The sequence below is a fragment of the Alloprevotella sp. OH1205_COT-284 genome (assembly GCF_003859795.1).
GTDB lineage: Bacteria > Bacteroidota > Bacteroidia > Bacteroidales > Bacteroidaceae > Alloprevotella.
In genome coordinates this window covers 40,907-66,121 of sequence record NZ_RQYI01000001.1, presented here as the reverse complement: position 1 = coordinate 66,121, position 25,215 = coordinate 40,907, and the positions used below count along the sequence as shown (strand labels likewise).

General features: G+C 52.7%; 21 protein-coding genes. 18 read left to right on the top strand and 3 right to left on the bottom strand.

Translation table 11 applies throughout. The annotated features are described in order from the left end of the window. Window positions 1-40: 40 nt before the first annotated feature. The 14 genes from EII14_RS00260 (at window position 41) to EII14_RS00195 (ending at window position 14,779) form a co-directional block, all read left to right on the top strand. Window positions 41-289 carry a DUF3098 domain-containing protein gene (locus EII14_RS00260; RefSeq protein ID WP_124930570.1) on the top strand — a complete coding sequence of 83 codons (249 nt, stop codon included), beginning with the start codon at window positions 41-43 and terminating at the stop codon, window positions 287-289. Continuing rightward, window positions 286-1,173: an undecaprenyl-diphosphate phosphatase gene (locus EII14_RS00255; protein ID WP_124930569.1), complete on the top strand. Its 888-nt coding sequence runs from the start codon at window positions 286-288 to the stop codon at window positions 1,171-1,173. The genes EII14_RS00260 and EII14_RS00255 overlap by 4 nt, the downstream gene beginning before the upstream one ends. A 124-nt stretch (window positions 1,174-1,297) precedes the next feature. Then, window positions 1,298-2,014, top strand: a complete 717-nt coding sequence (gene truB / locus EII14_RS00250) for a tRNA pseudouridine(55) synthase TruB (RefSeq protein ID WP_124930568.1) — start codon at window positions 1,298-1,300, stop codon at window positions 2,012-2,014. 131 nt (window positions 2,015-2,145) lie between these two features. Continuing rightward, window positions 2,146-3,201, top strand: coding sequence for a tRNA preQ1(34) S-adenosylmethionine ribosyltransferase-isomerase QueA (gene queA / locus EII14_RS00245; RefSeq protein ID WP_124930567.1), 1,056 nt, complete (start codon window positions 2,146-2,148; stop codon window positions 3,199-3,201). Window positions 3,202-3,220: 19 nt separating this feature from the next. Then, a complete protein-coding gene (gene folK / locus EII14_RS00240; RefSeq protein WP_124930566.1) occupies window positions 3,221-4,120 on the top strand; it encodes a 2-amino-4-hydroxy-6-hydroxymethyldihydropteridine diphosphokinase in 900 nt (299 codons plus the stop codon). A gap of 6 nt (window positions 4,121-4,126) precedes the next feature. After that, the gene (locus EII14_RS00235; RefSeq protein WP_124930565.1) at window positions 4,127-4,768 is read left to right on the top strand and encodes an O-methyltransferase; all 642 of its coding nucleotides are present in this window, start codon (window positions 4,127-4,129) and stop codon (window positions 4,766-4,768) included. A 21-nt stretch (window positions 4,769-4,789) separates the two neighbouring features. Then, window positions 4,790-5,125, top strand: coding sequence for a ribosome-binding factor A (locus EII14_RS00230; RefSeq protein WP_124930564.1), 336 nt, complete (start codon window positions 4,790-4,792; stop codon window positions 5,123-5,125). A 4-nt stretch (window positions 5,126-5,129) separates the two neighbouring features. Beyond that, complete coding sequence (locus EII14_RS00225; RefSeq protein WP_124930563.1) at window positions 5,130-6,365, top strand: FtsX-like permease family protein; 1,236 nt, start codon at window positions 5,130-5,132, stop codon at window positions 6,363-6,365. A gap of 126 nt (window positions 6,366-6,491) precedes the next feature. After that, window positions 6,492-9,329 carry a leucine--tRNA ligase gene (gene leuS, locus EII14_RS00220; protein ID WP_124930562.1) on the top strand — a complete coding sequence of 946 codons (2,838 nt, stop codon included), beginning with the start codon at window positions 6,492-6,494 and terminating at the stop codon, window positions 9,327-9,329. Between the two features lie 53 nt (window positions 9,330-9,382). After that, complete coding sequence (locus tag EII14_RS00215; protein WP_124930561.1) at window positions 9,383-10,405, top strand: YitT family protein; 1,023 nt, start codon at window positions 9,383-9,385, stop codon at window positions 10,403-10,405. A 63-nt stretch (window positions 10,406-10,468) separates the two neighbouring features. Then, window positions 10,469-11,317 carry a hypothetical protein gene (locus EII14_RS00210; RefSeq protein ID WP_124930560.1) on the top strand — a complete coding sequence of 283 codons (849 nt, stop codon included), beginning with the start codon at window positions 10,469-10,471 and terminating at the stop codon, window positions 11,315-11,317. After that, complete coding sequence (locus EII14_RS00205) at window positions 11,314-11,895, top strand: non-canonical purine NTP diphosphatase (protein ID WP_124930559.1); 582 nt, start codon at window positions 11,314-11,316, stop codon at window positions 11,893-11,895. Before EII14_RS00210 ends, EII14_RS00205 begins: the two co-directional genes overlap by 4 nt. Window positions 11,896-11,952: 57 nt before the next feature. Further along, the gene (locus tag EII14_RS00200; RefSeq protein ID WP_124930558.1) at window positions 11,953-14,334 is read left to right on the top strand and encodes a hypothetical protein; all 2,382 of its coding nucleotides are present in this window, start codon (window positions 11,953-11,955) and stop codon (window positions 14,332-14,334) included. A gap of 178 nt (window positions 14,335-14,512) precedes the next feature. Beyond that, window positions 14,513-14,779, top strand: a complete 267-nt coding sequence (locus EII14_RS00195) for an HU family DNA-binding protein (RefSeq protein ID WP_124930557.1) — start codon at window positions 14,513-14,515, stop codon at window positions 14,777-14,779. Between the two features lie 440 nt (window positions 14,780-15,219). On the opposite strand, the gene pckA is transcribed toward EII14_RS00195, so the two are convergent. From pckA to EII14_RS00180, 3 genes are all read right to left on the bottom strand, one after another. Further along, the gene (gene pckA / locus EII14_RS00190) at window positions 15,220-16,824 is read right to left on the bottom strand and encodes a phosphoenolpyruvate carboxykinase (ATP) (protein ID WP_124930556.1); all 1,605 of its coding nucleotides are present in this window, start codon (window positions 16,822-16,824) and stop codon (window positions 15,220-15,222) included. Between the two features lie 285 nt (window positions 16,825-17,109). Next, window positions 17,110-18,330, bottom strand: coding sequence for a C1 family peptidase (locus EII14_RS00185; RefSeq protein ID WP_124930555.1), 1,221 nt, complete (start codon window positions 18,328-18,330; stop codon window positions 17,110-17,112). 68 nt (window positions 18,331-18,398) lie between these two features. Continuing rightward, window positions 18,399-19,808 (bottom strand): aminopeptidase P family protein, encoded by a 1,410-nt coding sequence (locus EII14_RS00180; protein ID WP_124930554.1) that lies wholly within the window; start codon window positions 19,806-19,808, stop codon window positions 18,399-18,401. Window positions 19,809-20,071: 263 nt separating this feature from the next. Here EII14_RS00180 and EII14_RS00175 point away from each other — a divergent pair, with 263 nt between their 5' ends. The 4 genes from EII14_RS00175 (at window position 20,072) to EII14_RS00160 (ending at window position 25,209) form a co-directional block, all read left to right on the top strand. Continuing rightward, complete coding sequence (locus tag EII14_RS00175) at window positions 20,072-21,118, top strand: hypothetical protein (protein ID WP_124930553.1); 1,047 nt, start codon at window positions 20,072-20,074, stop codon at window positions 21,116-21,118. Between the two features lie 107 nt (window positions 21,119-21,225). Next, window positions 21,226-21,843, top strand: a complete 618-nt coding sequence (locus EII14_RS00170; RefSeq protein WP_124930552.1) for a hypothetical protein — start codon at window positions 21,226-21,228, stop codon at window positions 21,841-21,843. 804 nt (window positions 21,844-22,647) lie between these two features. Further along, window positions 22,648-23,676 (top strand): PorP/SprF family type IX secretion system membrane protein, encoded by a 1,029-nt coding sequence (locus EII14_RS00165; protein WP_233569309.1) that lies wholly within the window; start codon window positions 22,648-22,650, stop codon window positions 23,674-23,676. An 81-nt stretch (window positions 23,677-23,757) separates the two neighbouring features. Then, window positions 23,758-25,209, top strand: a complete 1,452-nt coding sequence (locus EII14_RS00160) for an SUMF1/EgtB/PvdO family nonheme iron enzyme (protein WP_124930551.1) — start codon at window positions 23,758-23,760, stop codon at window positions 25,207-25,209. Window positions 25,210-25,215 lie beyond the last annotated feature (6 nt).

Sequence of the window (25,215 nt, the reverse complement as noted above, 5' to 3'; positions counted from 1 at the left end):
TTGACGATTTTGAAAATACCCATTACATTTATAAAGTCTTATGAATAAAAAAAGCGTTTTTGCCTTCTCGCGCATCAATTTCATCTTGTTGGCCGTTTCGATAGCCGTTATTCTTGTCGGTTTTATATTGATGAGCGGAAAGGGCACGACCAACGACAGTTTCAATCCCGACATTTTTGAAACCCGCCGCATCGTTGTGGCTCCCGTCGTGTGTCTGGTCGGCTATCTTTTCATGGTGGTTGCCATTCTCTATCGTCCTAAACGTAATTCCGAAAACACTGCCGAATGACGCTTTTTGAAACCATTGTAATTGCCATTGTCGAAGGATTGACAGAGTTTCTTCCCGTCAGTTCGACCGGGCACATGATTATCACGCAAGGCGTTTTGGGAATGGAAAGCACACCGTTTCTGAAAGCGTTCACCGTCATCATACAATTCGGAGCCATTCTTTCGGTGGTGTGTTTGTATTGGCGAAAATTTTTCTATCCCGAAGTGAAAAGCGACAAGGGTCAGACTTGGTGGGGAAGCATTTGGCGATTTTATCTTAAACTCATCGTGGGCGTGTTGCCGGCGGTGGTTTTGGGATTGGCGTTCAATGATTTCATCGAGTCGAACCTCGGCAATGTTCCCCTTGTGGCGGTTATGCTCATCTTGGGAGGTGTGTTCATGCTTTTTTGCGACCGTATTTTCAATCGCGGCAGCGACGACACGCCGCTTACCTATAAACGGGCATTCGTCATCGGCCTTATTCAGTGTGTCTCGATGATTCCCGGCGTTTCGCGTTCTTTATCGACCATTGTCGGCGGAATGGCGCAAAAACTCACGCGCCGGGCGGCAGCCGAATTTTCTTTCTTCTTGGCCGTTCCCACAATGTTTGGTGCAACCGTGCTCGAAACCTACAAGCTCGTCAAGCACGGCGACGGCAACATACTCATGGAAGGCAACAACCTCACGCTCCTGCTCGTGGGGTGCGTTGTGGCGTTTATCGTCGCCATTTTGGCCATCAAGTTTTTCATCGACTACGTGGCACGCTATGGTTTCAGAGCCTTCGGCTGGTATCGCATCGTGGTCGGCATTCTTATATTGGTGCTGCCTTTCTTTGGCTATGAACTCAAAATGGAAGACTCGGCAGAGCCCGTTGCGGCCGAACGGACGACCACGCCCGATGCGTGACTTTTTCGTTGCAACGCGAAATTTTCGGAAAAGATAGCGACGTCTTGCGCCACTTGTTCCGATTCGTTAGAACAAAAGCCGCATTTCAACGAAATGGCTTTGAAGATATTTACTCTTTGTTTTCATGAACTTTCTCACCGGACAAATTCTTTCCTTCGATAAACCTCTCGGTCTGACCTCGTTTCAACTTGTGGCCAAAGTGAGGCGTATGATTACGTTGGCCATGGGCGGCAAAAAAATAAAAGTCGGCCATGCCGGCACACTCGACCCCTTGGCGTCGGGAGTGATGGTGATTTGTACCGGTCGAGCCACCAAACAAATCGAACAGCTCCAAGCCGGAGTCAAAGAATATGTGGCCACGCTGAGGCTGGGAGCCACTACGCCGAGTTTTGATTTGGAACATCCGATAGACGCCACTTACCCGACGGCACACATCACTCGCCGCTTGGTGGAAGAAACACTGCCTCGATTTCTGGGCGACATCCTGCAAGTGCCTCCTGCCTTTTCGGCTTGCAAGGTAGACGGAAAACGTGCTTATGATTTGGCGCGAAAAGGAGAAGAAGTGGAACTGAAAGCCAAATTGCTTCGTATTGACGAGATAGAACTCACGGATTGTGTGCTGACAGGCGGCGAACCGCAGCTCACCATTCGTGTTGTCTGCTCGAAAGGAACTTACATCCGTGCGCTTGCCCGCGATATAGGGGAGGCACTCGGAAGCGGCGCACACCTCACTGCGCTCAGACGCACTCGCGTGGGCGAGTATCGAGAGGAAAACTGCTTTTCGATCGATGGTTTTGAAACTTGGCTTTCGCACCAACAAATCGAAACCGAAATGCCCTAACCCCGATGCCGCGGTGTGCCGATCTCGCGACGGCCGACGGTTCGGAAATGTTTTTGAAAAGAAAACGCCGAAACGCTGTGTGAATGGCAAAAAATTAAGTCAATAAGAATTTTCAATCATCCTTCACGATAATGAAACTCTCACAATTCAAGTTTAAACTCCCCGAAGAGCAAATAGCCGAATATCCCACTCCCCACAGAGATGAATCTCGAATGATGGTGCTTCATCGCACAACGGGAGAAATTGAGCATCGGATGTTCAAAGATTTCTTGGAATACTTCGACGAGCACGATGTGTTTGTGTTCAACGACACCAAGGTGTTTCCTGCCCGACTTTATGGCAACAAAGAGAAAACGGGCGCACGCATCGAGGTGTTTTTGTTGCGCGAATTGAACAGAGATCTCAGATTGTGGGATGTGTTGGTCGATCCGGCGCGTAAAATTCGCATCGGCAACAAATTGTATTTCGGCGACGACAATTCGATCGTGGCCGAAGTGATCGACAACACCACGTCGAGAGGACGAACACTCCGCTTTCTTTACGACGGAGAGCACGAAGAGTTCAAAAAATCGCTCTATGCCCTCGGAGAAGCTCCCATTCCTCACGAAATCATCAAACGACCCTCCGAACCGGAAGATTTGGAGCGTTTCCAATGTATCTTTGCCAAACACGAAGGTGCCGTCACCGCTCCTACGGCAGGCTTGCATTTCAGTAAGTCGATGATGAAGCGAATGGAGATAAAAGGCATTGAAAGTGCATTTATCACCCTGCACTGCGGATTGGGCAACTTCCGACAAACTGATGTGGAAGATTTGACCAAACACAAAATGGACAGCGAGCAAATGTTTGTCAATCACGAATGTTGCTCGATCGTCAATAAGGCCAAAGACGAAGGGCGCAAAATATGTGCGGTGGGAACGACGGTGCAACGCGCACTCGAAGCCTCAGTGAGCACCGAAGGGCACATCAAAGAATACGAAGGGTGGACAAACAAATTCATCTTCCCACCCCATGATTTTTCGGTGGCCAACGCCATGTTCTCCAATTTCCACATGCCGCTCTCCACGCTGCTCATGCTCACCGCGGCGTTCGGAGGCTATGATTATACCATGGCTGCCTATGAGGAAGCCATCAAGGAGGGTTATCGTTTCGGTACTTATGGCGATGTCATGCTGATTGTGGATTAAGATCGTTGTAAAAGACGTTATGAAACTGTATATCGGTCTTGGCTCCAATCTCGGAAACAGATCTGAAAATCTGAATCATGCGATCGAAAGCATCGAACGGCGTATCGGCTCTTTGCTTCGACGCTCGGACTTCTACGAAACATGGCCGGCGGATATGGATTCCGAGCATCTTTTTCTCAATGCTGCCGCTTGCTTTGAAACCGACTTGCCGGCTTTCGAGGTGTTGCGCCTGACGCAAGAGATAGAACGAGAGCTCGGCCGTCATCGCAAAAGCGTGAATGGCGTTCATTTTGATCGAACCATAGACATCGACCTCCTGCAATATGGCACGCTCGTGGTGGACACCGACATGCTCAAACTTCCTCATCCCGAAATGGGAAACCGATCGTTTGTCATGCAACCGCTGGCAGAGATTGCTCCCAAAGAACAATATGCACTGCCGCCTTTCAAAACTTTCTCGGAAATGGAACACGAACTCCTGCCTTTTGTCGTAACGGAACCGAAAACGGCCGACATGTCCGAATGGGAAGCTGTCGTTGCCCTCATCGAGATGCTCTCTCCCGGAAAGTCGCTGTCGTGGGAAGACTATCGGCACCTCATCGGCTCTTCCGAAAACCATTTGGCGTTGTTGCTCCACAGAGAAAACGGCACGACAAGGCCTTGCGGAATGATCACGCTTTGCACAACTTTCAGTCCGACCGGACGAAAGGCTTGGATAGAAGACGTCGTGATCGACCCTGCCTATCGGGGCAGAGGATTGAGCCACCGTTTGTTGGAGTGGGCAAAACAAAAAGCCGTGGCATTGGGAGTTAAAAAAGTGATGCTCACCTCTCGTCCCTCTCGTGTCGAAGCCAATGAACTTTATCGGAAAGAAGGGTTTGAGCCTCGCGAAACGAATGTTTATCAGTTGTTTCTCTAAGTAAAGATGTCAGAAACACTCGACGACTACATCCTCGATCACATCACGGCCGAACATCCCTATCTTCGTCGTCTTTATCGGGCAACGAATTTGCAGCTCATACGTCCGCGCATGGCCAGCGGTCATTTGCAGGGACAGTTGCTCAAAATGCTCTGTGAGCTGATCGCCCCGAAAACTGTGGTCGAAATCGGAACTTATTCGGGATATTCGGCTTTGGCAATGGCATCGGGCATGCCCGAAGGCAGCCGCCTGATCACGTTTGAAATCAACGATGAACAAGAGGATTTCACGCGGCCGTGGCTCGAAGGAAGTCCGTGGAGCAAAAGCGTGAATATCGAAATGGTCATCGGCGACATACGCACCCTGCTCCCTGCCATGAATCTCAATATCGATCTCGTGTTTATGGATGCCAACAAGCGAGATTATTGCGAGTATTTCGATTTGGTCATGCCTCTGCTCAATGTCGGCGGATACATCATTGCCGACAATACGCTTTGGGACGGACATGTCGTTGAAACCGAACGACAAGACCCTCAAACCGTCGGCATAAGAGCGTTCAACGACAAAATTGCGGCCGATCATCGAGTGGAAAACGTCATCCTTCCCATTCGCGACGGCTTGACACTCATACGAAAAAAATCATCATAATTTTCTCCTTTTTGAAACACAATGGAAACCACACGCCAACAAAAAATATCGCGCTTGCTGCAAAAAGAGCTCAGCGACATCTTCCTGCTTCAAACCAAAGCCATGCCCGGTGTGCTCGTGTCGGTCAGCAAATGCTACATCAGTCCCGATATGAGTATCTGTCGGGCTTATTTGAGTATCTTCCCCTCGGAAAGAGGCGAAGAAATACTGAACAATATCACCCAAAATGCCTCTTCCCTGCGTTATGAGTTGGGCACCCGTGTTCGGCATCAGTTGCGCATCATTCCCGAATTGAAATTTTTCATCGACGATTCGCTGGATTATCTTGAAAACATAGACAAACTCCTTCATCAATAGGATCATGTCTTTTTCTTTTTTCATCGCCCGCCGCTATCTCTTTTCCAAAAAGAGCCACAACGCCATCAATCTCATCTCGGCCATTGCCGTCGGAGGCATCGCACTGGCCACGGCAGCCATGATTTGCACGCTCAGCGTGTTCAATGGTTTTCGTGATTTGATCGGCAGTCTTTACACCGCTTTCGATCCGGAGCTGGTGGTCGTTCCGACAAAAGGGAAATTTATCGAAGAGAACGACTCTATTCTCCAACTCGTTCGCCGACACAAAGAGGTGAAAGCGGCTTCGGCCACCCTCGAAGAAAATGCACTGATTCTCTTTCGGGGACATCCGCTTGTCATTAAAATAAAAGGAGTGGATCGACACTTCGACACCGTGACGGGGATACGCTCCATTCTCATTGGTGAGAAAGGACAAAAAAATCCTTTTTTGCTCGAAGCCGCCGAGGTTAAATATGGTATTCTCGGAAAGGGGTTGGCACAACAAATAGGCACTGTCGATTTCGGACAACTGCAAATTTGTGCGCCACGAAGCGGAGAACGCATCAATATTTCAAATCCCATAGAGTCTTTCTCTGTCGAAAACCTCCATTCCAATGGGGTGGCTTTCGAGGTGGGGCAGCGAAAATACGACGATCACTATATTCTCACCTCACTTGATTTTGCCACGCAGCTCTTTGAGAAAGAGGGAAAAATATCTCGCCTCGAACTCAAATTGCACCCCGAAGCAGACACGGAGCGCGTTAAAAAACAGTTGCTCGACATCGTTGGCGATCGCTACGATGTGCTCGACAGAATGGAACAGCAGGCAGAAGTGTTCGGCATCATGCAGATCGAAAAACTCATTGCTTATATTTTTCTGACTTTCATCGTTCTCGTGGCCTGTTTCAATATCATCTCTTCGCTTTCGATGCTCATCATCGAGAAGCGGGAAGATGTCGAAACCCTTCGTCATCTCGGACTTTCTTCGGGCAGCATTCGCAACATCTTCATGACCGAAGGACGACTTATTTCTCTTTTCGGCGCCGGCATCGGTATCATTGTCGGCATCGGACTGTGTTGGCTACAACAGGAATTTGAGCTTCTTCGATTGGGAAATGCCGACAGTTTCATCATTCGAGCCTATCCCGTGAGCGTTCATTTCAAAGACGTACTCCTCGTATTCTTCACCGTTGTGCTCGTGGGATTTCTCTCTGTCGTTTATCCCGTGCATGCACTCAGCAAACGATTGCTCAATCGTTGAACCCGCATTCGGGCAGAATAGCTTCACCCTCTTCGGACTTGCCGATCGGAAAACTCATGCTTTTCCTTGTTATTTAGCATGCCTTAATGTAACTTTGCAACTTAGAACGAAACAATAATACTATTCATGGAATATAATTTCAAAGACATCGAACAACGTTGGCGTGAAACATGGGCGAAAGAGGGAACTTATCGCACGGAAGAGCGCACGGACAAAGAGAAATTCTATGTGCTCAACATGTTTCCCTATCCCTCCGGAGCCGGTCTCCACGTAGGCCACCCCCTCGGCTACATCGCTTCTGACATCTACGCCCGCTACAAGCGGTTGCGCGGATACAACGTGCTCAATCCCATGGGCTACGATGCCTACGGACTCCCCGCGGAGCAATATGCCATACAGACGGGGCAACACCCGGCCGTGACCACCGCGCAAAACATTGCCCGTTATCGTGAACAACTCGACAAAATCGGGTTCGGATTCGACTGGAATCGGGAAATCCGCACCTGCGACCCCGAATATTACCATTGGACGCAATGGGCGTTTCAGCGCATGTTTGAATCGTATTATTGCAACAGCTGCCAAAAGGCTCAGCCCATAGTCCGACTCGTGGAGCATTTCGAGAAAGAAGGTACGAACGGGCTCGACGTGGCACAAAGCGAAGAGCTGTCCTTCTCCGCAGCCGAATGGGGCGCGATGAGCGAGGTGAAGCAGCAAGAAGTCTTGATGAACTACCGAATCGCCTATCTCGGCGAAACAATGGTGAACTGGTGCCCCGAACTGGGTACGGTGCTGGCCAACGACGAAGTGGTGGATGGTGTTTCGGAACGCGGCGGACACCCCGTTGTTCAGAAGAAGATGAAACAATGGTGTTTGCGCGTGAGTGCCTATGCCCAACGCCTGCTCGACGGTCTTGACACGATCGACTGGACGGACTCGCTCAAAGAGTCGCAACGCAACTGGATCGGCCGATCAGAAGGAACGGAGATGAAGTTTGCCGTGAAAGACAGCGACGTGACGTTCACCATTTTCACCACGCGCGCCGACACGATCTTCGGCGTGACGTTCATGGTGCTCGCTCCCGAGAGCGAACTCGTGGAACAGCTCACCACCCCCGAACACCGCGCCGAAGTCGAAGCCTACGTCGAAGCCACCAAAAAGCGCACCGAGCGCGAACGCATCGCCGACAAGAAAGTGAGCGGCGTGTTCTCCGGAGCTTATGCCGTCAATCCCTTCACGGGCGAGGCTATTCCCATTTGGATCTCCGACTATGTGCTGGCCGGCTACGGCACGGGAGCCATCATGGCCGTTCCGGCTCACGACAGCCGCGACTATGCCTTTGCGCGCCATTTCGGGCTGCCCGTGGTTCCGCTCATCGAGGGAGCCGACGTGAGCCGGGAGAGTTTCGATGCCAAAGAGGGCATCGTGATGAACAGTCCGCAAGAGGGCAAAACCTCTCATCACGGATTTTCGCTCAACGGCTTGGACGTCCTCTCTTCCATTGCCGCCACCAAAAAGTTTGTGACCGAGCAGGGAATGGGACGCATCAAAGTCAATTTCCGCCTGCGCGATGCCATTTTCAGCCGTCAGCGTTATTGGGGCGAACCCTTCCCCGTGTACTATAAAGACGGCATGCCCCGGATGATTCCCTCCGAGTGCCTGCCCCTCGAACTTCCCGAAGTGTCGAAATTTCTGCCCACCGAAACGGGCGAACCACCCCTCGGCAACGCCACCCGATGGGCTTGGGACATCGTCGAAAATAAAGTGGCGGACAACACGCGCATCGACCACAAAACCGTCTTCCCCCTCGAACTCAGCACCATGCCCGGATTTGCCGGTTCGTCGGCCTACTATCTGCGCTACATGGATCCGCGCAACCGCCAAGCTCTTGTCGGCGAAAAGGCCGTGAACTATTGGCAAAACGTGGATCTCTACCTCGGCGGATCGGAACACGCCACAGGCCACCTGATCTACGCCCGTTTTTGGAACAAGTTCCTCTTCGACATCGGCATCAGCCCGAAAGAAGAGCCGTTCCAAAAGCTCGTCAATCAAGGCATGATTCAAGGCCGTTCCAACTTTGTGTATCGCATCAAAGACACCAACACCTTCGTCAGCCTCGGCTTGAAAGACGAGTACGACGTCACGCCCATACACGTCGACGTCAATATCGTCAACAACGACATCCTCGATCTCGAAGCCTTCAAGGCATGGCGTCCCGAATATGCCGATGCACAATTTATGCTCGAAAACGACCACTACGTCTGCGGCTGGGCGGTGGAGAAAATGTCGAAATCCATGTTCAACGTGGTCAATCCCGACACGATCATCGAAAAATACGGTGCCGACACGCTTCGCCTCTACGAAATGTTCCTCGGCCCTCTCAATCAGAGCAAGCCGTGGGACTCTAACGGCATCGACGGCTGCTTCCGCTTCCTCAAAAAGGCATGGAATCTTTTCTATAAAGGCGACGCCTTTGTCGTGACCGATGACGCGCCGACGAAAGAAAACCTCAAAAGCCTGCACAAGCTCATCAAAAAAGTGAGCGAAGACATCGAGGAGTTCTCCTACAACACCTCCGTTTCGGCCTTCATGATTGCCGTCGGCGAATGGGCGCAACAAAAATGCACGAGCCGCTCCGTGCTCGAAACCTTCGTGGTGCTGCTCTCCCCCTTTGCACCGCACATCGCCGAGGAACTGTGGCACGCCATGGGCAACAGCGGTTCCGTGTGCGACGCCCGTTGGCCGGAGTTCAACGAAGAGCATCTGAAAGAAGACAGTGTCACACTCGGCATCTCCTTCAACGGGAAAACGCGCTTCACGCTCGACTTTGCCGCCGATGCCACTGCCGCCGACATCGAAAAGGCCGCCCTTGCCGCCGAACAGAGCCAAAAATATCTGGAAGGTATGACAGTGGCCAAAGTCATTGTCGTTCCCGGTCGCATCGTCAATATTGTTTTGAAAAAATAATTATTCATTCCTCCTCTTCGCTTTTGCGGAGAGGAGGCTTGTACTTTCAATTCATGCCCATCACCACAATCAAAACCAACGTTTGGCTCGAAGTCAAAGACTTTTTGCTCATCTTTCTCGGTCTGCTCGGCTATGCCATCGGCTTCAAATGCTTCCTCGTCCCCCACGAAATCACGCCGGGAGGCACTACGGGGTTGGGAGCCGTCATCTTCTATGCCACGGGCTGGTGGAAAGTGGAATATACTTTCTTTTTGGCCAATGCCATTCTGCTGATCATTGCGGCCAAAGTATTGTCGTGGCGTTTTTCGCTTAAAACCATTTTGGCTGTCGCCACGCTCACCATTCAGCTGTGGGGTGTGGAGTGGCTGATGCAATACCTTTGGAAAGTCAATTCCGAACTCTTTCCCGCCGGTTTCAACCAAAGTGTCAATTTGCCGATTCTCGTCGACAACGCCTTCATGAGCAGCATCTTCGGCGCAACGATCATCGGTATGGGTATGGGCTTGATTTTCTCGCGCAACGGTTCCACCGGCGGCACCGATGTCATTGCCGCCATGGTCAACAAGTATCGAGACATGTCGTTCGGCACGCTCATCATGCTCAGCGACGTGGGCATCATCACCTCGGCGATTTTTTTGCCCAACGGCAGTTTGCAATCTCTGCTCTACGGCTACACTACGCTCATCGTGATGAGCATCATGATCGACTTCGTGGTCAACAGCGGTCGGAAATCCGTACAATTCCTTATCTTCTCCGAAAAATACGACGCCATAGCCTCCGCCATCAACGAGTTGCACCGCGGTGTGACGGTGTTGAGCGGACAAGGTTGGTATACCAAACAGGAGCGGAAAGTACTCGTCGTATTGGCCAAAAAGCGCGAATCGACCACCATTTTCCGCATCATTCAAAGCATTGATCCCAACGCCTTTGTGAGCCAGACCCTCGCCCACGGCGTGTTTGGCTACGGCTTTGATCAAATCAAGGTTAAGGCCAAGAGCGAGAAAGGCGTAAAGAAAAACAATATGGCAAGTTCGGCCGCCGAAAAAAACGGTATCGAAACTACCGCCGTACCCTAAGTATCAGGCCGTCGTGCCGCGACACAACGGCTTCCTCTTTTATTCTGACAACCGACTTTTATCGTGACCCATATCACCCTCGTTCTACAAGGCGGATTGTGCAACCGACTTCGGGCTGCGCTCTCCGCCTTGTGGCTTACGGAGCAGTTTTCCGATTGTCGGGTGGAGGTGGCTTGGGCGGTCAGTGCCGAATGTGCAGCTCCGCTTCATCGGCTCTTTGAACCCGAAACCTACACGGGCGAGCGTTTTTCCGTTCGTCCCTACAATTGGTTTTACACGCCCGTTTGCCGTGCCAACCTCCACATCCCCGGCTTGCTGCGACGGTTTAGCTACGACGCGCAATGGGTGAACTTCCGTTCCAATCTCACTGCCACGCAACTGTCACAGTGCATCGCCGTCCACCGGCGGCTTTATATCTCCACGGGCTATGACCTCTGTGCCACGCCCGACGACATGTGGCGACGCCTGCAACCATTGCCGCATCTGCAACGGAAAATCGAGGCTCTTTCGCGCTCATTCTCCCGCCACACCGTGGGGTTGCACATTCGCCGAACCGATAACGCGGTGAGCATGGCACACAGCACCGAACCGATGTTTTTCGAAGCCATTCGTCGCACCATTTCCGAAGATCCTATGGCCGACTTTTTTCTTGCCACCGACGACAATTCGCTCAAAGACAGATTGTACGAGACCTTTCCCGACCGCATCTTTACGCAACATTGTCGTGGCAGTCGTGCCGAACTGCGCGGCATCGAAGAAGCCGTGATCGACTTGTTCTGCCTTGCTCGCACCTCCCGACTGCTGGGCAGCTATTGGAGTTCGTTCACCGACGCTGCCGCCCAACTGGGCAATCTCCCTCTTCTCATTATCGACAACAGCACCTCTTGCTCTACATCCGAAATCCCGTCATGAAACAAAAACTTGTCATTGCCACCAACAACCCCCATAAGCTCTCCGAAATCTCCGCCGTTGTGGGCGACCGTTTTGAAATTCTCTCTCTCCAAGACATCGGCTGCCACGACGACATTCCCGAAACGGCCGAAACGCTCGAAGAAAACGCACTTCAAAAAGCGCGCTATATTTACGAACGCTACGGCCTCGACGTCTTTGCCGACGACACGGGACTCGAAGTCGTCGCTCTCGACGGACGCCCCGGCGTGCGCACCGCCCGTTATGCCTATCCCGACCGCAACGATCCCGAAGCCAACGTGGCCAAGATTTTGAAGGAAATGGATGGAAAAAGCGACCGCCGTGCACAATTTCGCACAGTTGTTGCGTTAATACTAAAAGGGGAAGAACATCTTTTTGAAGGCAAGGTCGAAGGCTACATCGCCACCGAATGTCGCGGTACGGAAGGTTTCGGCTATGACCCTCTTTTTTCACCCGAAGAAACGGGAAAAACATTTGCCGAACTGGGAGTGGCTGTCAAAAACAGCCTTTCTCACCGTGCGAGAGCCGTTGTCAAACTCTGCGAATTTCTGGAAGTCTGATTTCCTGTATTTCAGCCAAACCTCCTTTTCGGATTTCGTTTCTCATAGCCGACAGTCATGAACAAATATCTCTTTCTGTTTTTTTCTTTTTGTTGTCTGTTTCCTTTCGCTTCGGGCTTTTCGGCAACAAACCCTTGGTCGCTCCACCTTTCCTACCACGACGGCAAACAATGTCTTCGTGCCGGCGAAGAGCTTTATGCCCTTTTCGGCGAAAATCTGCTCATTTATAACATTTCCACGACCGAAATTACCACCGTCGATCGTGTCAGTCATGGGCTCAACGGCAAGCGCATCAAGGAGATCGGATACAGCAAAACACGAAAACTCCTTGTACTCCTTTATGCCGACGGCAACATCGATCTTTTCTCCCCGCAAACCGGTGAAGTGATCAATCTTCCGCAGATCAAGAGAGATAACGATAGCGACATCCAGTTGCACCAACTCAGCGTGCGGCAGGATCACGCTTTCATTTCCACCAACGTCGGTTTTTTCTGGGTAGATCTTGCCAAACGGGAGTTCAGAGGTTTTTATCGCATCGGTTCTTGCAACGACGTGGCGATTTTCGGACAACACATTTTTGTTGCCCGCACCGACGGCGGCGTGATTTATGCCCGCTCTACCGACAATCTTTCCGACACTTCGCTTTGGAAAAACTATTTTCCTCACAAGACACTCTCCCTTATCTCCACCGCTTCTGCGCTTCATCTGATCACCTCTCCCTCCGAGCAATCGGCCGCCGGAGTGTGGTATGTCGCAGCTTCTCCCGATGCCGACACTCCCTCATCGGCTCGTCAAATCGGCAACTATTCTCTCACCGGAGCTCATGCCGATGTCGATGACAATGTCGTGGCCGTTGCTCCCGGTCATCTTCTCGTTTATGCGAAAGGCGGCGAAACTCCCGAAATCTTCACCCGACCCTCCGAAGGAAATTTCTTTGAACCCGACGGCAAGGGCGGTTTTTGGGTCGCTCTCGATGGGCGCGGCGTCGTTTCCGTTGCTCCCAAAGGTGCTGCCATTGATTATGCGGCTGCGTCGCTCTCCATAGGCGGTTTCGGCCCTCGCTACGACAGACAATACTATATGACCTATGACGGTGCCGATCTCCTTGTGGCCGCCGGTCGTCTTGATCCCACCGACGCCGACCATCTTCCCCAAACCGCCATGCTCTACGACGGACAGCGTTGGAAACTTTTCGACGCCCCCACCACGGCAGACGGTTACATCGGTTCGCGCTTCGAAGACGCCACCTGCATCGCCACCGACCCTCATCGCAAAGGGCGTTATTTCGTATCCACAGCCCGCACCGGCATTTATGAATACGATTTCTCGGAGCGTTTCGGAAAAATAGCCCGTCAATACAGCCGTGGCAACTCCGCGCTCAACAGCGTGACCGCTCTTTACAAAGATCCCGTCGGGGTGGAATACGTCCGCACCGACGGCGTGGTATTCGACAAGGCCGGAAACTTGTTTGTTGTCAATAATCAGCGCGACACCACCCTTTGGGTGTTGAAGCCCGACGGCTCTTGGAAAGGGCTCTATCACCCTTCGCTCAAACAAGCCCCCACGCTCGAAAAGACCCTCATCGACAGCCGAGGCCGTCTTTGGGTAGCCTCTCGCCGCACCGTCAATAATCACGCCGGAGGCTTCTTCTGCATCGACTACAACGGCACTATCGACAACACCGACGACGACATCGCCGTTTATCGCTCTTCCTTTTTCAACCAAGACGGTGCAAGTTGCATCTTTCAACGAGGTTTTGCCATGGTTGAAGACAAAGACGGAGCCGTTTGGCTCGGTACCGATCAAGGCATTTTCAAAGTAGAAGATCCCGATCGCTGGTTTAACAAAGATTTTCACGTCACGCAAGTCAAAGTGCCCCGAAACGACGGCACCAACTATGCCGACTATCTGCTCTCCGGAGTGGCGGTGACGGCCATTGCCATTGACGGTGCCAACCGCAAATGGATCGGTACGGAAGGCAACGGCATCTACCTCTTTTCTCCCGACGGAGAGCGTATGATCCTCCACTTTACTTCGGCCGACTCTCCTCTTCTTTCCGATAACATTTGGAGCATCGCCTGCCACCCTGTTTCGGGTCAGGTCATGATTGCCACCGACAGCGGTTTGCTCTCCTACGAGAGCCACGTTTCCGAACCTCTCCCCTCTCTTCGTCGAGAAGCCTTGCGCGTATATCCCAATCCCGTTCGTCCCGATTATGAGGGCGACATCGTGCTCGACGGACTTGTTTCCGATGCCGACATCAAGGTGACCGATGCCGGTGGTCGTACCGTGGCACACGGCACTTCTTTGGGCGGCACTTTCATTTGGAATGGCCGCGGCTACGACGGCACTCGCGTAGGGAGCGGCATTTACTACTTTCACATCGCCTCACCCGATAGCAAAAACGCCGTGGCGGCCAAAGTGGCTATTATCCGCTAAAAAGTGCTGAATATCTTGCTTTTTCTCCTTTTTTCTACTCTTTATTAAAAAAATAAGCAGAACATTGGATTGAGGCATAAAAAAAAAGGAAAAAAGCTTGTGAAAGCCAATACATTACAATATATTTGCATCGAAAAGCGATTTCTTAACGAAACATCAACTCTAAAAAATAATCAATATGAACAAAACAGAACTCGTAAGTGCAGTTGCAAAACAAGCAAATCTCACACAAGCACAAGCCAAAGCCGCTATCGATGCCGCTCTCGACGCTATTGCCAACGGCATTAAGGAAGAAGGTAAAGTTGCTCTTCTCGGTTTTGGAACTTTCTCTGTGAACGAACGTCCCGCTCGCGAAGGTATTAACCCCGCCACCAAACAAAAAATTCAAATTCCTGCCAAGAAAGTCGTGAAGTTCAAGGCCGGTGCACAGCTCGAAATCAAATAAGGCTGAACATATTTTTGTTCATCATATTTGTGAGGTCGTTCCAAAATCGTATGGATTTTGGAACGACCTCTTCTCTTTGCTTGATGAAAAAGATACGATTTTGAAGTTTGGTTACTATTCTTGAAAAGTGTAAGGGTAGTGTCCGAAAAAGTGTGTAAGTTTCAAAATTGATAGTGTCCGAACAGCTCCAAAGATACAGCCTCAAATGACCCGCTCCTCAAAATGGATTTTGGGACGGACGTGTAGTTTGGCAGCGATCTCTTAAAGCCCGAAAAAGAAGCGTCTGCAAGCCGCTATGTGCAAGTTTGGGGAAATTGTATCTTTGAAAAAGAAAAGGTGCGCCAAAACTTTATGTTGAGCGGCAGGGCGAAGAAATCTTCGTGTACTGCACGCCTAAAATAAAGTTTTGACGCACCTCTTACGTATGAAGTTTAGTCAGATTAGAGCTGAGGGCCCGATGCCACGAGAGCCTTACCGGCTTCGTTGGTGGTGTACTTGGAGAAGTTCTTGATGAAACGTCCTGCAAGATCCTTGGCTTTTTCTTCCCACTGAGCGGCATCTGCGTAGGTGTCGCGGGGGTCGAGAATAGCGGGGTTCACGCCGGGAAGGGCGGTGGGCACCACGAAGTTGAAGAAAGGCACGGTCTTGGTTTCGGCCTTTTCGATCGAACCGTCGAGGATGGCGTCGATGATGCCGCGGGTGTCCTTGATGGTGATGCGCTTGCCGGTACCGTTCCAACCGGTGTTCACGAGATAAGCCTTCGCGCCGTTGGCTTCCATCTTCTTAACGAGTTCTTCCGCATACTTGGTGGGGTGGAGCGAAAGGAATGCTTGTCCGAAGCAAGCGGAGAAGGTGGGAGTGGGTTCGGTGATGCCGCGTTCAGTTCCTGCGAGCTTAGCGGTAAATCCGCTGAGGAAGTAGTACTGAGTTTGACCGGCGTCGAGGATGGAAACGGGGGGCAACACTCCGAAAGCGTCGGCCGAGAGGAAGATCACCTGTTTGGCAGCGGGAGCGGCAGAAACGGGACGTACGATCTTTTCGATGTGGTCGATGGGATAAGATACGCGAGTGTTTTCGCCGTTGGCCTTGCTGTTGAAGTCGATCTTGCCGTTTTCGTCTACCACTACGTTTTCGAGGAGTGCGTTGCGACGGATGGCGGCGTAGATGTCGGGTTCGCTTTCTTTGTCGAGGTTAATCACCTTGGCATAGCAACCGCCTTCAAAGTTGAAGACGCCGTTGTCGTCCCAGCCGTGTTCGTCGTCACCGATGAGAAGACGCTTGGGATCGGTGGAGAGGGTGGTCTTACCGGTTCCGGAGAGTCCGAAGAACACTGCGGTGTTTTTGCCGTCGAGGTCGGTGTTGGCAGAGCAGTGCATGGAAGCGATGCCGCGGAGGGGGAGGTAGTAGTTCATCATGGAGAACATACCCTTCTTCATTTCACCGCCGTACCAAGTGTTGAGGATCACTTGTTCTTTGGAAGTGATGTTGAAGGCAACGCAGGTTTCGGAGTTGAGCCCGAGTTCTTTGTAGTTGTCTACTTTGGCTTTTGAAGCGTTGTAAACGATGAAGTCGGGGGTGAAGTTTTCGAGTTCTTCTGCCGTGGGCTTGATGAACATGTTGGTCACGAAGTGAGCTTGCCAAGCTACTTCCACGATGAAACGAACGGCAAGACGAGTGTCGTGGTTGGCACCGCAGAAAGCATCGACAACGAAGAGGCGCTTGTTGGAGAGCGTTTTCTTGGCGAGGTCTTTCACCACAGTCCAAGCTTCTTCGGTCATGGGTTTGTTGTCGTTCTTATACTCGTCAGAAGTCCACCAGATGGTATCCTTGGAGTTTTTGTCCATTACGATGAACTTGTCCTTGGGCGAGCGACCGGTGTAGATGCCGGTGAGCACGTTTACGGTGTCAAGCTCGGTGTTTTGACCTTTTTCGTAACCTTCGAGGCTGGCCTTGGTTTCTTCTTCGAAAAGTACTTCGTAAGAGGGGTTGTGTACGATTTCGGTAACGCCGGTAATACCGTACTGGGTAAGATCTAATGTTGCCATTGGTTAAAGTATTTATGGGTTGTTAATTGGCAGGTTGCGGAAGAGGCTGTTCGGCTTTCCGATCTTGTCGGAAGGTGCTTTCTCTCTCCGTGACAAAATTACGAAAAAAGTTTTTCGCCCTACAAACTTTCTTCCGACTTTCTTCTCTCTCGGCTTTACTTATTAACGGTTTTTGGGGTTTGGGTTAAGCGTTCTCGAATGGTTTGACACGTGCGCGTGACAAAAGCCGCCGACAATCCGGGAGCGGAGTTGTCGGCGGCTTTTGAGTGGGAGAATTATGCCCGATCAGATGCCGAGTTTGGCGCGAATGGGGGCAGGTATGGCGTTCTTGTTGATGACGATGTTCATCGTCTTGTAGGCGGCATAGGGCTTGGAAATATACCAAAATCCTTTGTAGGGGCCGAAAGCTCCCCAAGAGTTTTTCATCATGAAATATTCCTTGCCGTGTTGGTCTTTGGCGATGCCGTAGATCTGCATGCCGTGGTCGTCGGTGGTTTCGCGGTTGTCGTAGGCGAGTTGGCGCATTTCCTGCGTGATGGTCTTTTCGCCTTTGGTGTCGCTTTCGGAGATTTTGGCACCGGCCTTTTCTCCTGTCCAGCGCGACTGGTCGGAGCCTACTCCTGCGGTGCTTTTGGTGTCGGGCACGGTGGCTACGCAGCGGTTCTTGCCGGTGCGGCGCGAGAAGCCGTCTTCCGACACGTCGGCGCCCCATGCAAAGGTGTATCCGTTGCGCACGGCACTCTCCATGACTTCCATCAATTCGTCGATGGGGAGGTTGTAGGACGAAGCCCAACGCCAGTTGTCTTGAATTTCAAGAATGAACTGTCCGTAGAAGGGGTGGTGCGTGTAGGACGTGAGGCTGACGTAGTCGGCGGGGTCGAGGCGGAGATAGTCGGACACATAGGTTTTTGGGGTGTACTCCTTGCCGGCCACGGTGAACGTTTCGGGGGCTGTGCCGAAATAGCCGTCGAGCATGTATTGCACGTTTTTCTTCCAAATGGGGTTGATGGTTTTGTTTTCGGGCGACGACACGGATTTGACATAGGCTTCGAGCCCCGGCCAAAACTGTTTGAAGTTGAAGAGCGAGTCGCCATAGAGGGTGTTGGGATAGGGCATGACGCCTTCGGGCGCGAGGCCGTATTGCTCCATGCAGAAAATGGCGTCATAGAAAGAACCGCCTTGCGAGAAGCTGGCGTCGCCATGGGTGCGCACGTTGCGATCGGCGCGGTCGGTGTAGGTCTTGGTCACGAGAAACGACTCGCAGAGGTCGATGTCTTCGGGTTTCATGCCGGGATTTTTTTTGAGCACTTCGCTTTCCAAGAAGGCGAAAGCGGAGTATGCCCAACAGGTGCCGGAGTTGTTTTGGTTTTTGATCGAGGTCACGGGTTGAGCCACAACGGTGGTGAAGACGAGCGTGTCTTTGGGGAGAGCGGCTTTCTTTTTGCGCGCTTCGGCTCCGCTCACCGCAAAGAGAACGGCGAGGGCGACAAGAAGTACTTTTTTCATTGAAATGAATGGTTTTATGGATGTGTTGATAATATTCTGTTCGGTCAAAGCCGACGTCCGTGCGGTGTTCAGGCTTCCGCGTTTTCTTGGAGAAAAGCCTCCACGTCTTGGGCGTGATAGGGGATGCGTTTTTCTCCGATGAACCGGCAGCCGTCGGCGGTGATGAGCAGGTCGTCTTCGATGCGGATGCCTCCGAAGTCCTTGTAGGTTTCGATCAGATCGAAATTCAAGAACTCCTTGTTTGTGCCCTTGCTTCGCCACAGGTCGATGAGATCGGGAATGAAGTAGATGCCGGGTTCGTCGGTGACGACGTGTCCGACCTCCAAACGCCGGCCGAATCGCAGGCTGGCCAGTCCGAACTGGGCGGAGGGCTGCGTTTCTTCGTCGTAGCCGACGTTGCTTTGTCCGAGGCCTTCCATGTCGTGCACGTCCATGCCCATGGCGTGCCCGAGTCCGTGGGGCAGGAAGAGGGCGTGTGCTCCGGCGGCCACGGCTTCGTCCGTGTCGCCTTTCATCAGTCCGAGGGCTTTGAGCCGTTCGGTGATCAGACGGCAAACGGCCAAATGCACGTCCATGTAGCGCACGCCGGGTTTGGCGTGGCGGAGCGCAAGGTCGTGGGCATCGACCACGATGTCGTAGATGTCGCGCTGGCGCGAGGTGTAGCGTCCGGAAATCGGCGTGGTGCGCGTGTGGTCTGAGCAGTAGTGTTCGCGAGTTTCGGCTCCGGCATCGACCAGCAGGAGGCGGCCGCTTTCAAGCACTTTGGGAGAGGGATATCCATGGAGCACTTCGCCGTGCATCGAGACGATGCTCTGAAACGACACGTGGCTGCCGTGGCTTGCGGCAATGCCGTCGAGCACGCCGCCGATGTAGGCTTCGGTCATGCCCGGGCGGACGGCAAGGCGCATGGCGGCGGTGTGCATTTCGTAGCCGATGAGGGCGGCGCGTTCGAGTTCGGCGATTTCCTCTTCGGTCTTGATGTTGCGCAGCGCGATCACGGCTTTGATCAGCTCCATGCTTGCCGCTTCTCGTTGTTGCGAGGGGTGAATGCCGGTCAGATCCATGAGTTGTATCATGGTGTCGTGGCGATAGGGGGGGAGGAAATGCACCTTTCGTCCGGCCACTTTGGCGGTTTGGATGAGGCGCGCCAGTTCGCTCATGGGGGCGGTTTGCCCGATGCCGCTTTCGGCGGCCATGTCGTGCATGGAGGGCACGGGGCCCGTCCAGATGATGTCGTCGATGTCAATGTCGTTGCCGATCAGGGTTTCCACGCCGCTTTCGCAGTCGATGGCGAGGGCAAGGCCGTCGCGGTGCTGACCGCAGAAGTAGAGGAAAGAGCTGTCTTGCCGGAACTTATAGGTGTTGGAGGGGTAGTTGAAGGGGCTGTCGTTGTTGCCGATCAGCACGATCAATCCGTTTCCGACGAGTGTGCGCAGGCGGGCACGTCGATCAACGTAGGTGTTTTGGTGGAATAGCATAAGGCGAGATTTGGGAAGAACGTTGGACATCGGGGCAGCCGCGATCGGGAAGAGCCGCCCAAAACTCCCAACAACTCTTTGGGTTTTAAATATAATTATTGGGCAAAGATACTGATTTCAGACGGGAAACCTATACCTTTGCACAACTTTTAATATAAAACCCCGCCTTTTGTCTTTCGTCCGTTGGCGAGATGCTGCATTTTGTTTCGGCAGGCCGGGTAAACTTCTTTGAATAAAGCAGTTGTTTTTGCGTTTGGAGTTTCATGTTGCGCACCCTTCATTTGTTTAATCCTTGGCACGACGAAGCGTTGGCCGTCCACCGCCCGCACCACATTCCCACGCTCGCTTCGCGCCGTTTGGCCGCGGCTTTGGGCGATCTGCCTCGGTGGTGGATGCCGCCCGAAGACGTTTGTCTTGTCTTTCCGCCGTCCATGCTCCCCGAAGACGCGACGCCGCCCGACTGGGACACGGTCGGCCGCATCGAGCCGTGGGGGTGGGACATCTGTTTGGTGCAAATGCTGCGCCGAATCGGGGCGCCGGATCGGCTCTTGCCCACGGACGGACAGCTCGACCGCCTGCGCGCGCTGAGCAGTCGAAAAACGGGGGTCGGGCTTCTCGAATGGCTGAACGGACAACGGCTTCCGCCCGGCGTGTTGCCCGGCGAAAGCCGCTGGTGTACCTCGTGGTCGGAGGTGGCCGAGGTTTTGGCGCAACATCCCGACGGAGCGATGCTCAAACAGCCGTGGAGCAGCAGCGGAAGGGGTGTGTTTTCCAATCGCGGCGGACAAAACGCGATGGCAGAAGCCCGTGCGCGCCGGTGTCTGCACCGACAAGGCGGCATTGAGGTGCAGCGGTGGTATCGCCGAGAAGCCGACGGAGCGTTGGAGTTTGGAAGCTGCGAGTCGGGGCGCGTAGAGTTTGTCGGCTGCTCCCTCTTCTCCACGGCCGAAAACGGAGCTTATGCCGGACACCTCATTGACAAGGCCGACGCTCTGAAAATGCGCTTCTTGCAAACATGGCGACAAACCTCGGCCGACGCCTTGCCCGCGTCCGTCCTCGAACGCTCCCTCAACGATCTGATCGCCCTGCTCTCCGAAGGATTGCAGCGACTGATCGGCGGCGCGTATGTGGGAGATTTGGGGGTCGATGTTCTGTTTACGCCCGAAGGGTTGCACCCTTGCATCGAAATCAACCTTCGCCGCACAATGGGACACGTGGCACTCCGCATGGGGGAACGGTTGCCGGAGTCGGATTTGCCGGCAGTGCTCACGGTCGGTCTTGAAGGCTGTATGCTGAAACCGCTCTCTTGACCGCCGTCGGGCTGTCGCATCGTGAAGGCAGGGCACGCCACCGCCGTTTTTTTGCTTTTTCGCGGCATTCCTGCCCATAGTCCGAAAAGAAAACGTACATTCGCCGCATGAACACCGACTATTGTCTTTCTCGTCGCCTCTTCGAGTGGTTTCGCCGCATCCGTCATCGGTGCGGTTACGGCGTGCATTCCCCTTTTGCTTTCAACTTGGTGACGGGCGTCATCTATTGCCGCGACGAGTATTATGCCTATGCTCCGCTCTCGCGGCAACGCAAGGCATGGCAGGGATTGCTGTCGGAAAAAGACGAGCGTTTGCTGTTTCGATTGGCCAATGCGCAAAAAGCCGATCGCATCGGCATGGTCGGAACGGCCGACCGACGTGTCGAGGCTTATCTGCGCGCCGCGCGACCTCATGCCCGACAGACGGTTTACGCATCGCCCGTTTCGCTCTCCGAACTGATTGCAACATGCGATTTCGTCTATTGCTCCGACTTTTTGCAGAACTGTATCTCGGCCGACGACATTTTTTTGAGCAACCCCGTCGCCGTTTCCTCTCCCGCGCTCATCGTGTGTCGCAGTCCGCATCGAAACGCCGCGTCCCGAAAACTTTGGAAAGCCCTCTGCCATGCGCCTTCCGCGGTCGTCACGTTTGACCTCTATCGTTTCGGACTGATTTATCTCTATCCGAATCTCAACAAACAGCACTACGTGATCAACTATTTTTGACGTTCCCTCCTTGTGGAAAAAGCCACATGCCGGGTGGGACATTCTACATGGCTCGCAGAAAAAACTACATGGCTTGCAGAAATTTCTAACTCAGACCTGAGTAAATCCGCCTCCCGTGGGCACAAAAATACTTCGCTCTCGCGCACGCGCGCGTATTCCTTGTGATTGCATTTTGCCTTCACTGCCTTCGCAAAACGAGCAAATCTCCTGAATGTCAGTGAGTTTCTTGCGAAGGCAAGTGAAGGCAAAATCTGTTCTCGGATTGCAGTTGTCTGAAAATCAGTTTATTGAAACGATTTTTTGCTTTCACTGCCTTGAATGTAAGCCGTTTTGCGCACTGCAATGGCGGAAGCAGGTGAAAGCAAACACCTCGTTTTGCCTTCACCGTTATGTCTTGATTTTCAGTTGTTTGAAAATCGATTAAAAAGTTTGCCTTCACTTGCCTTCGCACGAAACCCGCTGAAATTCAAATGGAAAGGCGTTTTAGCGAAGGCAAAACGGCAAAAAATAAAAATAGGGTAAGAAAGCGGCCGAAAAGGGCGGTTTCATCGAAAACGCTGCGACGAAAGAGAAAAGGCAATCAAAAGATAAAGGTAACAAGTAGCAAAATAGAAACCTCTGTAAGATAATCCTCTTTTTTGGGGGCTTCCGATGAAACTGTTTCAAGCTAAAAAACAAGTATTCTTTATCCCGAATTGGCTTACGACAATTCCTCTACGAGCGCGTCGTTAGGGCGACGACATACTAAAAGTTGCCGCGAAACGTTGGTGTAATTAAGGGATTATCGTAAATTTGTCGGCGAAAATGTTTCACACGAACCACATTTCTCTCCTCACCGGAGAGATGCCCCCATGTTTCGACTGTCTTTCCTTTCAAACGATAAGGAGAGCCGTTTGTCGTATCGTGTGGGCTGTGCTCGTGTTGTCGGGCGGTTGGTTTCCTTTCTCTGCGTATGCACAGCAAGATGTGGCATTCATGCAATATCACCAAGTGGAAACACAGTGGAACCCGGCCGCCGTGGGCAGATCGCCACAACTCACCGTCAACGCCGCACTGCAAACGCACGCCGCCGGTTTTGAAAACGCCGGAAGCACCATGTGGGCAGGTGCCGACATGGCTTTTGCCATGGGAACGACCCGGCACGGTGTGGGGGCGATGTTTCTGAATGACGCCATCGGACTGTTTTCCCACAAGCGTTTCGCCCTGCAATACGCCTATCACCAAAAACTATACGGAGGCACTCTCTCCGTGGGACTTCAAGCCGATATGTTGCAGGAGGAAATCGACGGCACGAAAGCCGATTTGGCCGACGGTAACGATCCGGCCTTCCCCTCGGCCAAACTGACGGGATCGGCTTTCGACCTTTCGGCAGGAGCCGGATACACAAGGCGCAGTCTTCACCTCGGAATATCCATGCTCCGCCTGACCGCGCCGACGGTGTTGCTGGGAGAAAGCAACGATTTGGAGGTCAAAAGTTTGCTGAATTTCAGCGGCGGATACAATATAAAATTAAACCATCCGTTCTATACAATAACCCCTTCTGCCATGTTGCGCACCGATTTTACCGACTATCGGCTCGATCTGACGCTGCGCGGACAATATGAGTTTGAAAAACGGAAGCTCTCTGCCGGCCTCAACTACGCTCCGGGTCGCAGTGTGGGGCTTTTTGTCGGAGGCACGTTTCGAGGCATTGATCTGAGCTACGGCTACGAGGCCAACACCGCCGGCCTCGGCTTGTCGGCCGGGCAGCACGAAATCACCCTCACCTATCGTTTGAACTTGGATTTGGGCAAAAAAGGGCGCAACCTGCACAAAAGCGTGAGGTGGCTCTAACCCCTCGCTTCACGCCACACCGAGGCTGTCTGCCGACATCCGCCGACGGCCGCTCTTCACCACGATGCATTTGATTGACTTATGAAAAAGATATTCACACTCTTTTGGGGTGCGGCGATTGCCTCCGTACTCGTTTCCTGCTTCGGCGGCAGCGGCGTTGCCATGCGCAACGGCGGCGAGGTCACCGGCCAACGCTCCCATGCACCTATGGAACCGACGCCCTACGGCATGATCGAGATTAAACGAGGCTATCTGCAAATCGGTCTGCAAGAAAACGACAGTCTGTGGGGCACGATGATTCCTCAAAAGGAAATTTCGGTCGATGGCTTCTGGATGGATCAAACGGAAGTGACCAACTCGATGTATCGGCAGTTTGTGGAATGGGTGCGCGACAGCATTTTGCGCGAGCGCATGGCCGATCCTTCTTTCGGCGGCGACGAAACCTACAAAATTGAAACCGACAAATTCGGCGATCCTGTCAAACCTCATCTCAACTGGAACAAGCCTCTGCCGTGGCGCAAACCCAACGAAGACCAGGCCAGAGCCCTCGAAAGCGTCTATAAAACGCATCCCATCGACGGCACCAAAATGCTTGACGACCGGCAGCTCAACTATCGCTACGAAATCTTCGACTACGAAAAAGCCGCCCTCCGAAAATATCGTCTTAATCCCGAAGAGCGTGTGCTCAACACCGACATCGCGGTCGATCCCGAAGAGGTGGTGATGATTTCAAAAGACACGGCCTATATTGATGAAAACGGAAAGATCGTGCGCGAAACCATCAATCGCCCCCTCTCTTCGCTCTACGATTTTCTCAACACCTACATCGTGCCCGTATATCCCGACACGACTGTGTGGGTCAATGACTTTCCCAATGCCAACAACGGCGTGTACATGAAAAACTACTTCTCCTCGCCGGCCTACAACGACTATCCCGTCGTGGGCGTGACGTGGGAGCAGGCACAGGCTTTCTGCGCATGGCGCACCGAATATCTGTTGCGCGGCATGGGAGCCGAGGCGCGCTACATACAACGCTACCGCCTGCCCACCGAAGTGGAGTGGGAATTTGCCGCCCGCGGCCGTGAAGGAAATCCCTTTCCTTGGGAAAGCCAAGAATCGAAAAACGAAAAAGGATGCTTCTTTGCCAACTTCAAGCCCGATCGCGGCAACTACACCGAAGACGGCAACCTCATTACCTCCCGCGTGGGCATCTACGGCGCAAACAGCAACGGCCTCTTCGACATGGCCGGCAACGTGGCCGAATGGACAAACACCGTGTTTACCGAAGCCGGCGTGAACGCAATGGCCGATGTCAATCCCGAACTGCGCTACGACGCCGCCAAGGAAGACCCCTATTTCCTAAAACGAAAAAGCGTGCGCGGCGGTTCGTGGAAAGACCCCCTTTCTTTCATTCGATCGGCATGGCGCACGTGGGAATACCAAAATCATCCGCGATCTTTCGTCGGTTTCCGATGCGTGCGTTCCAAAGCAGCAACGGTCAGCTCCAACACCAGCGATAAGAAAAAACGATAATTCCTC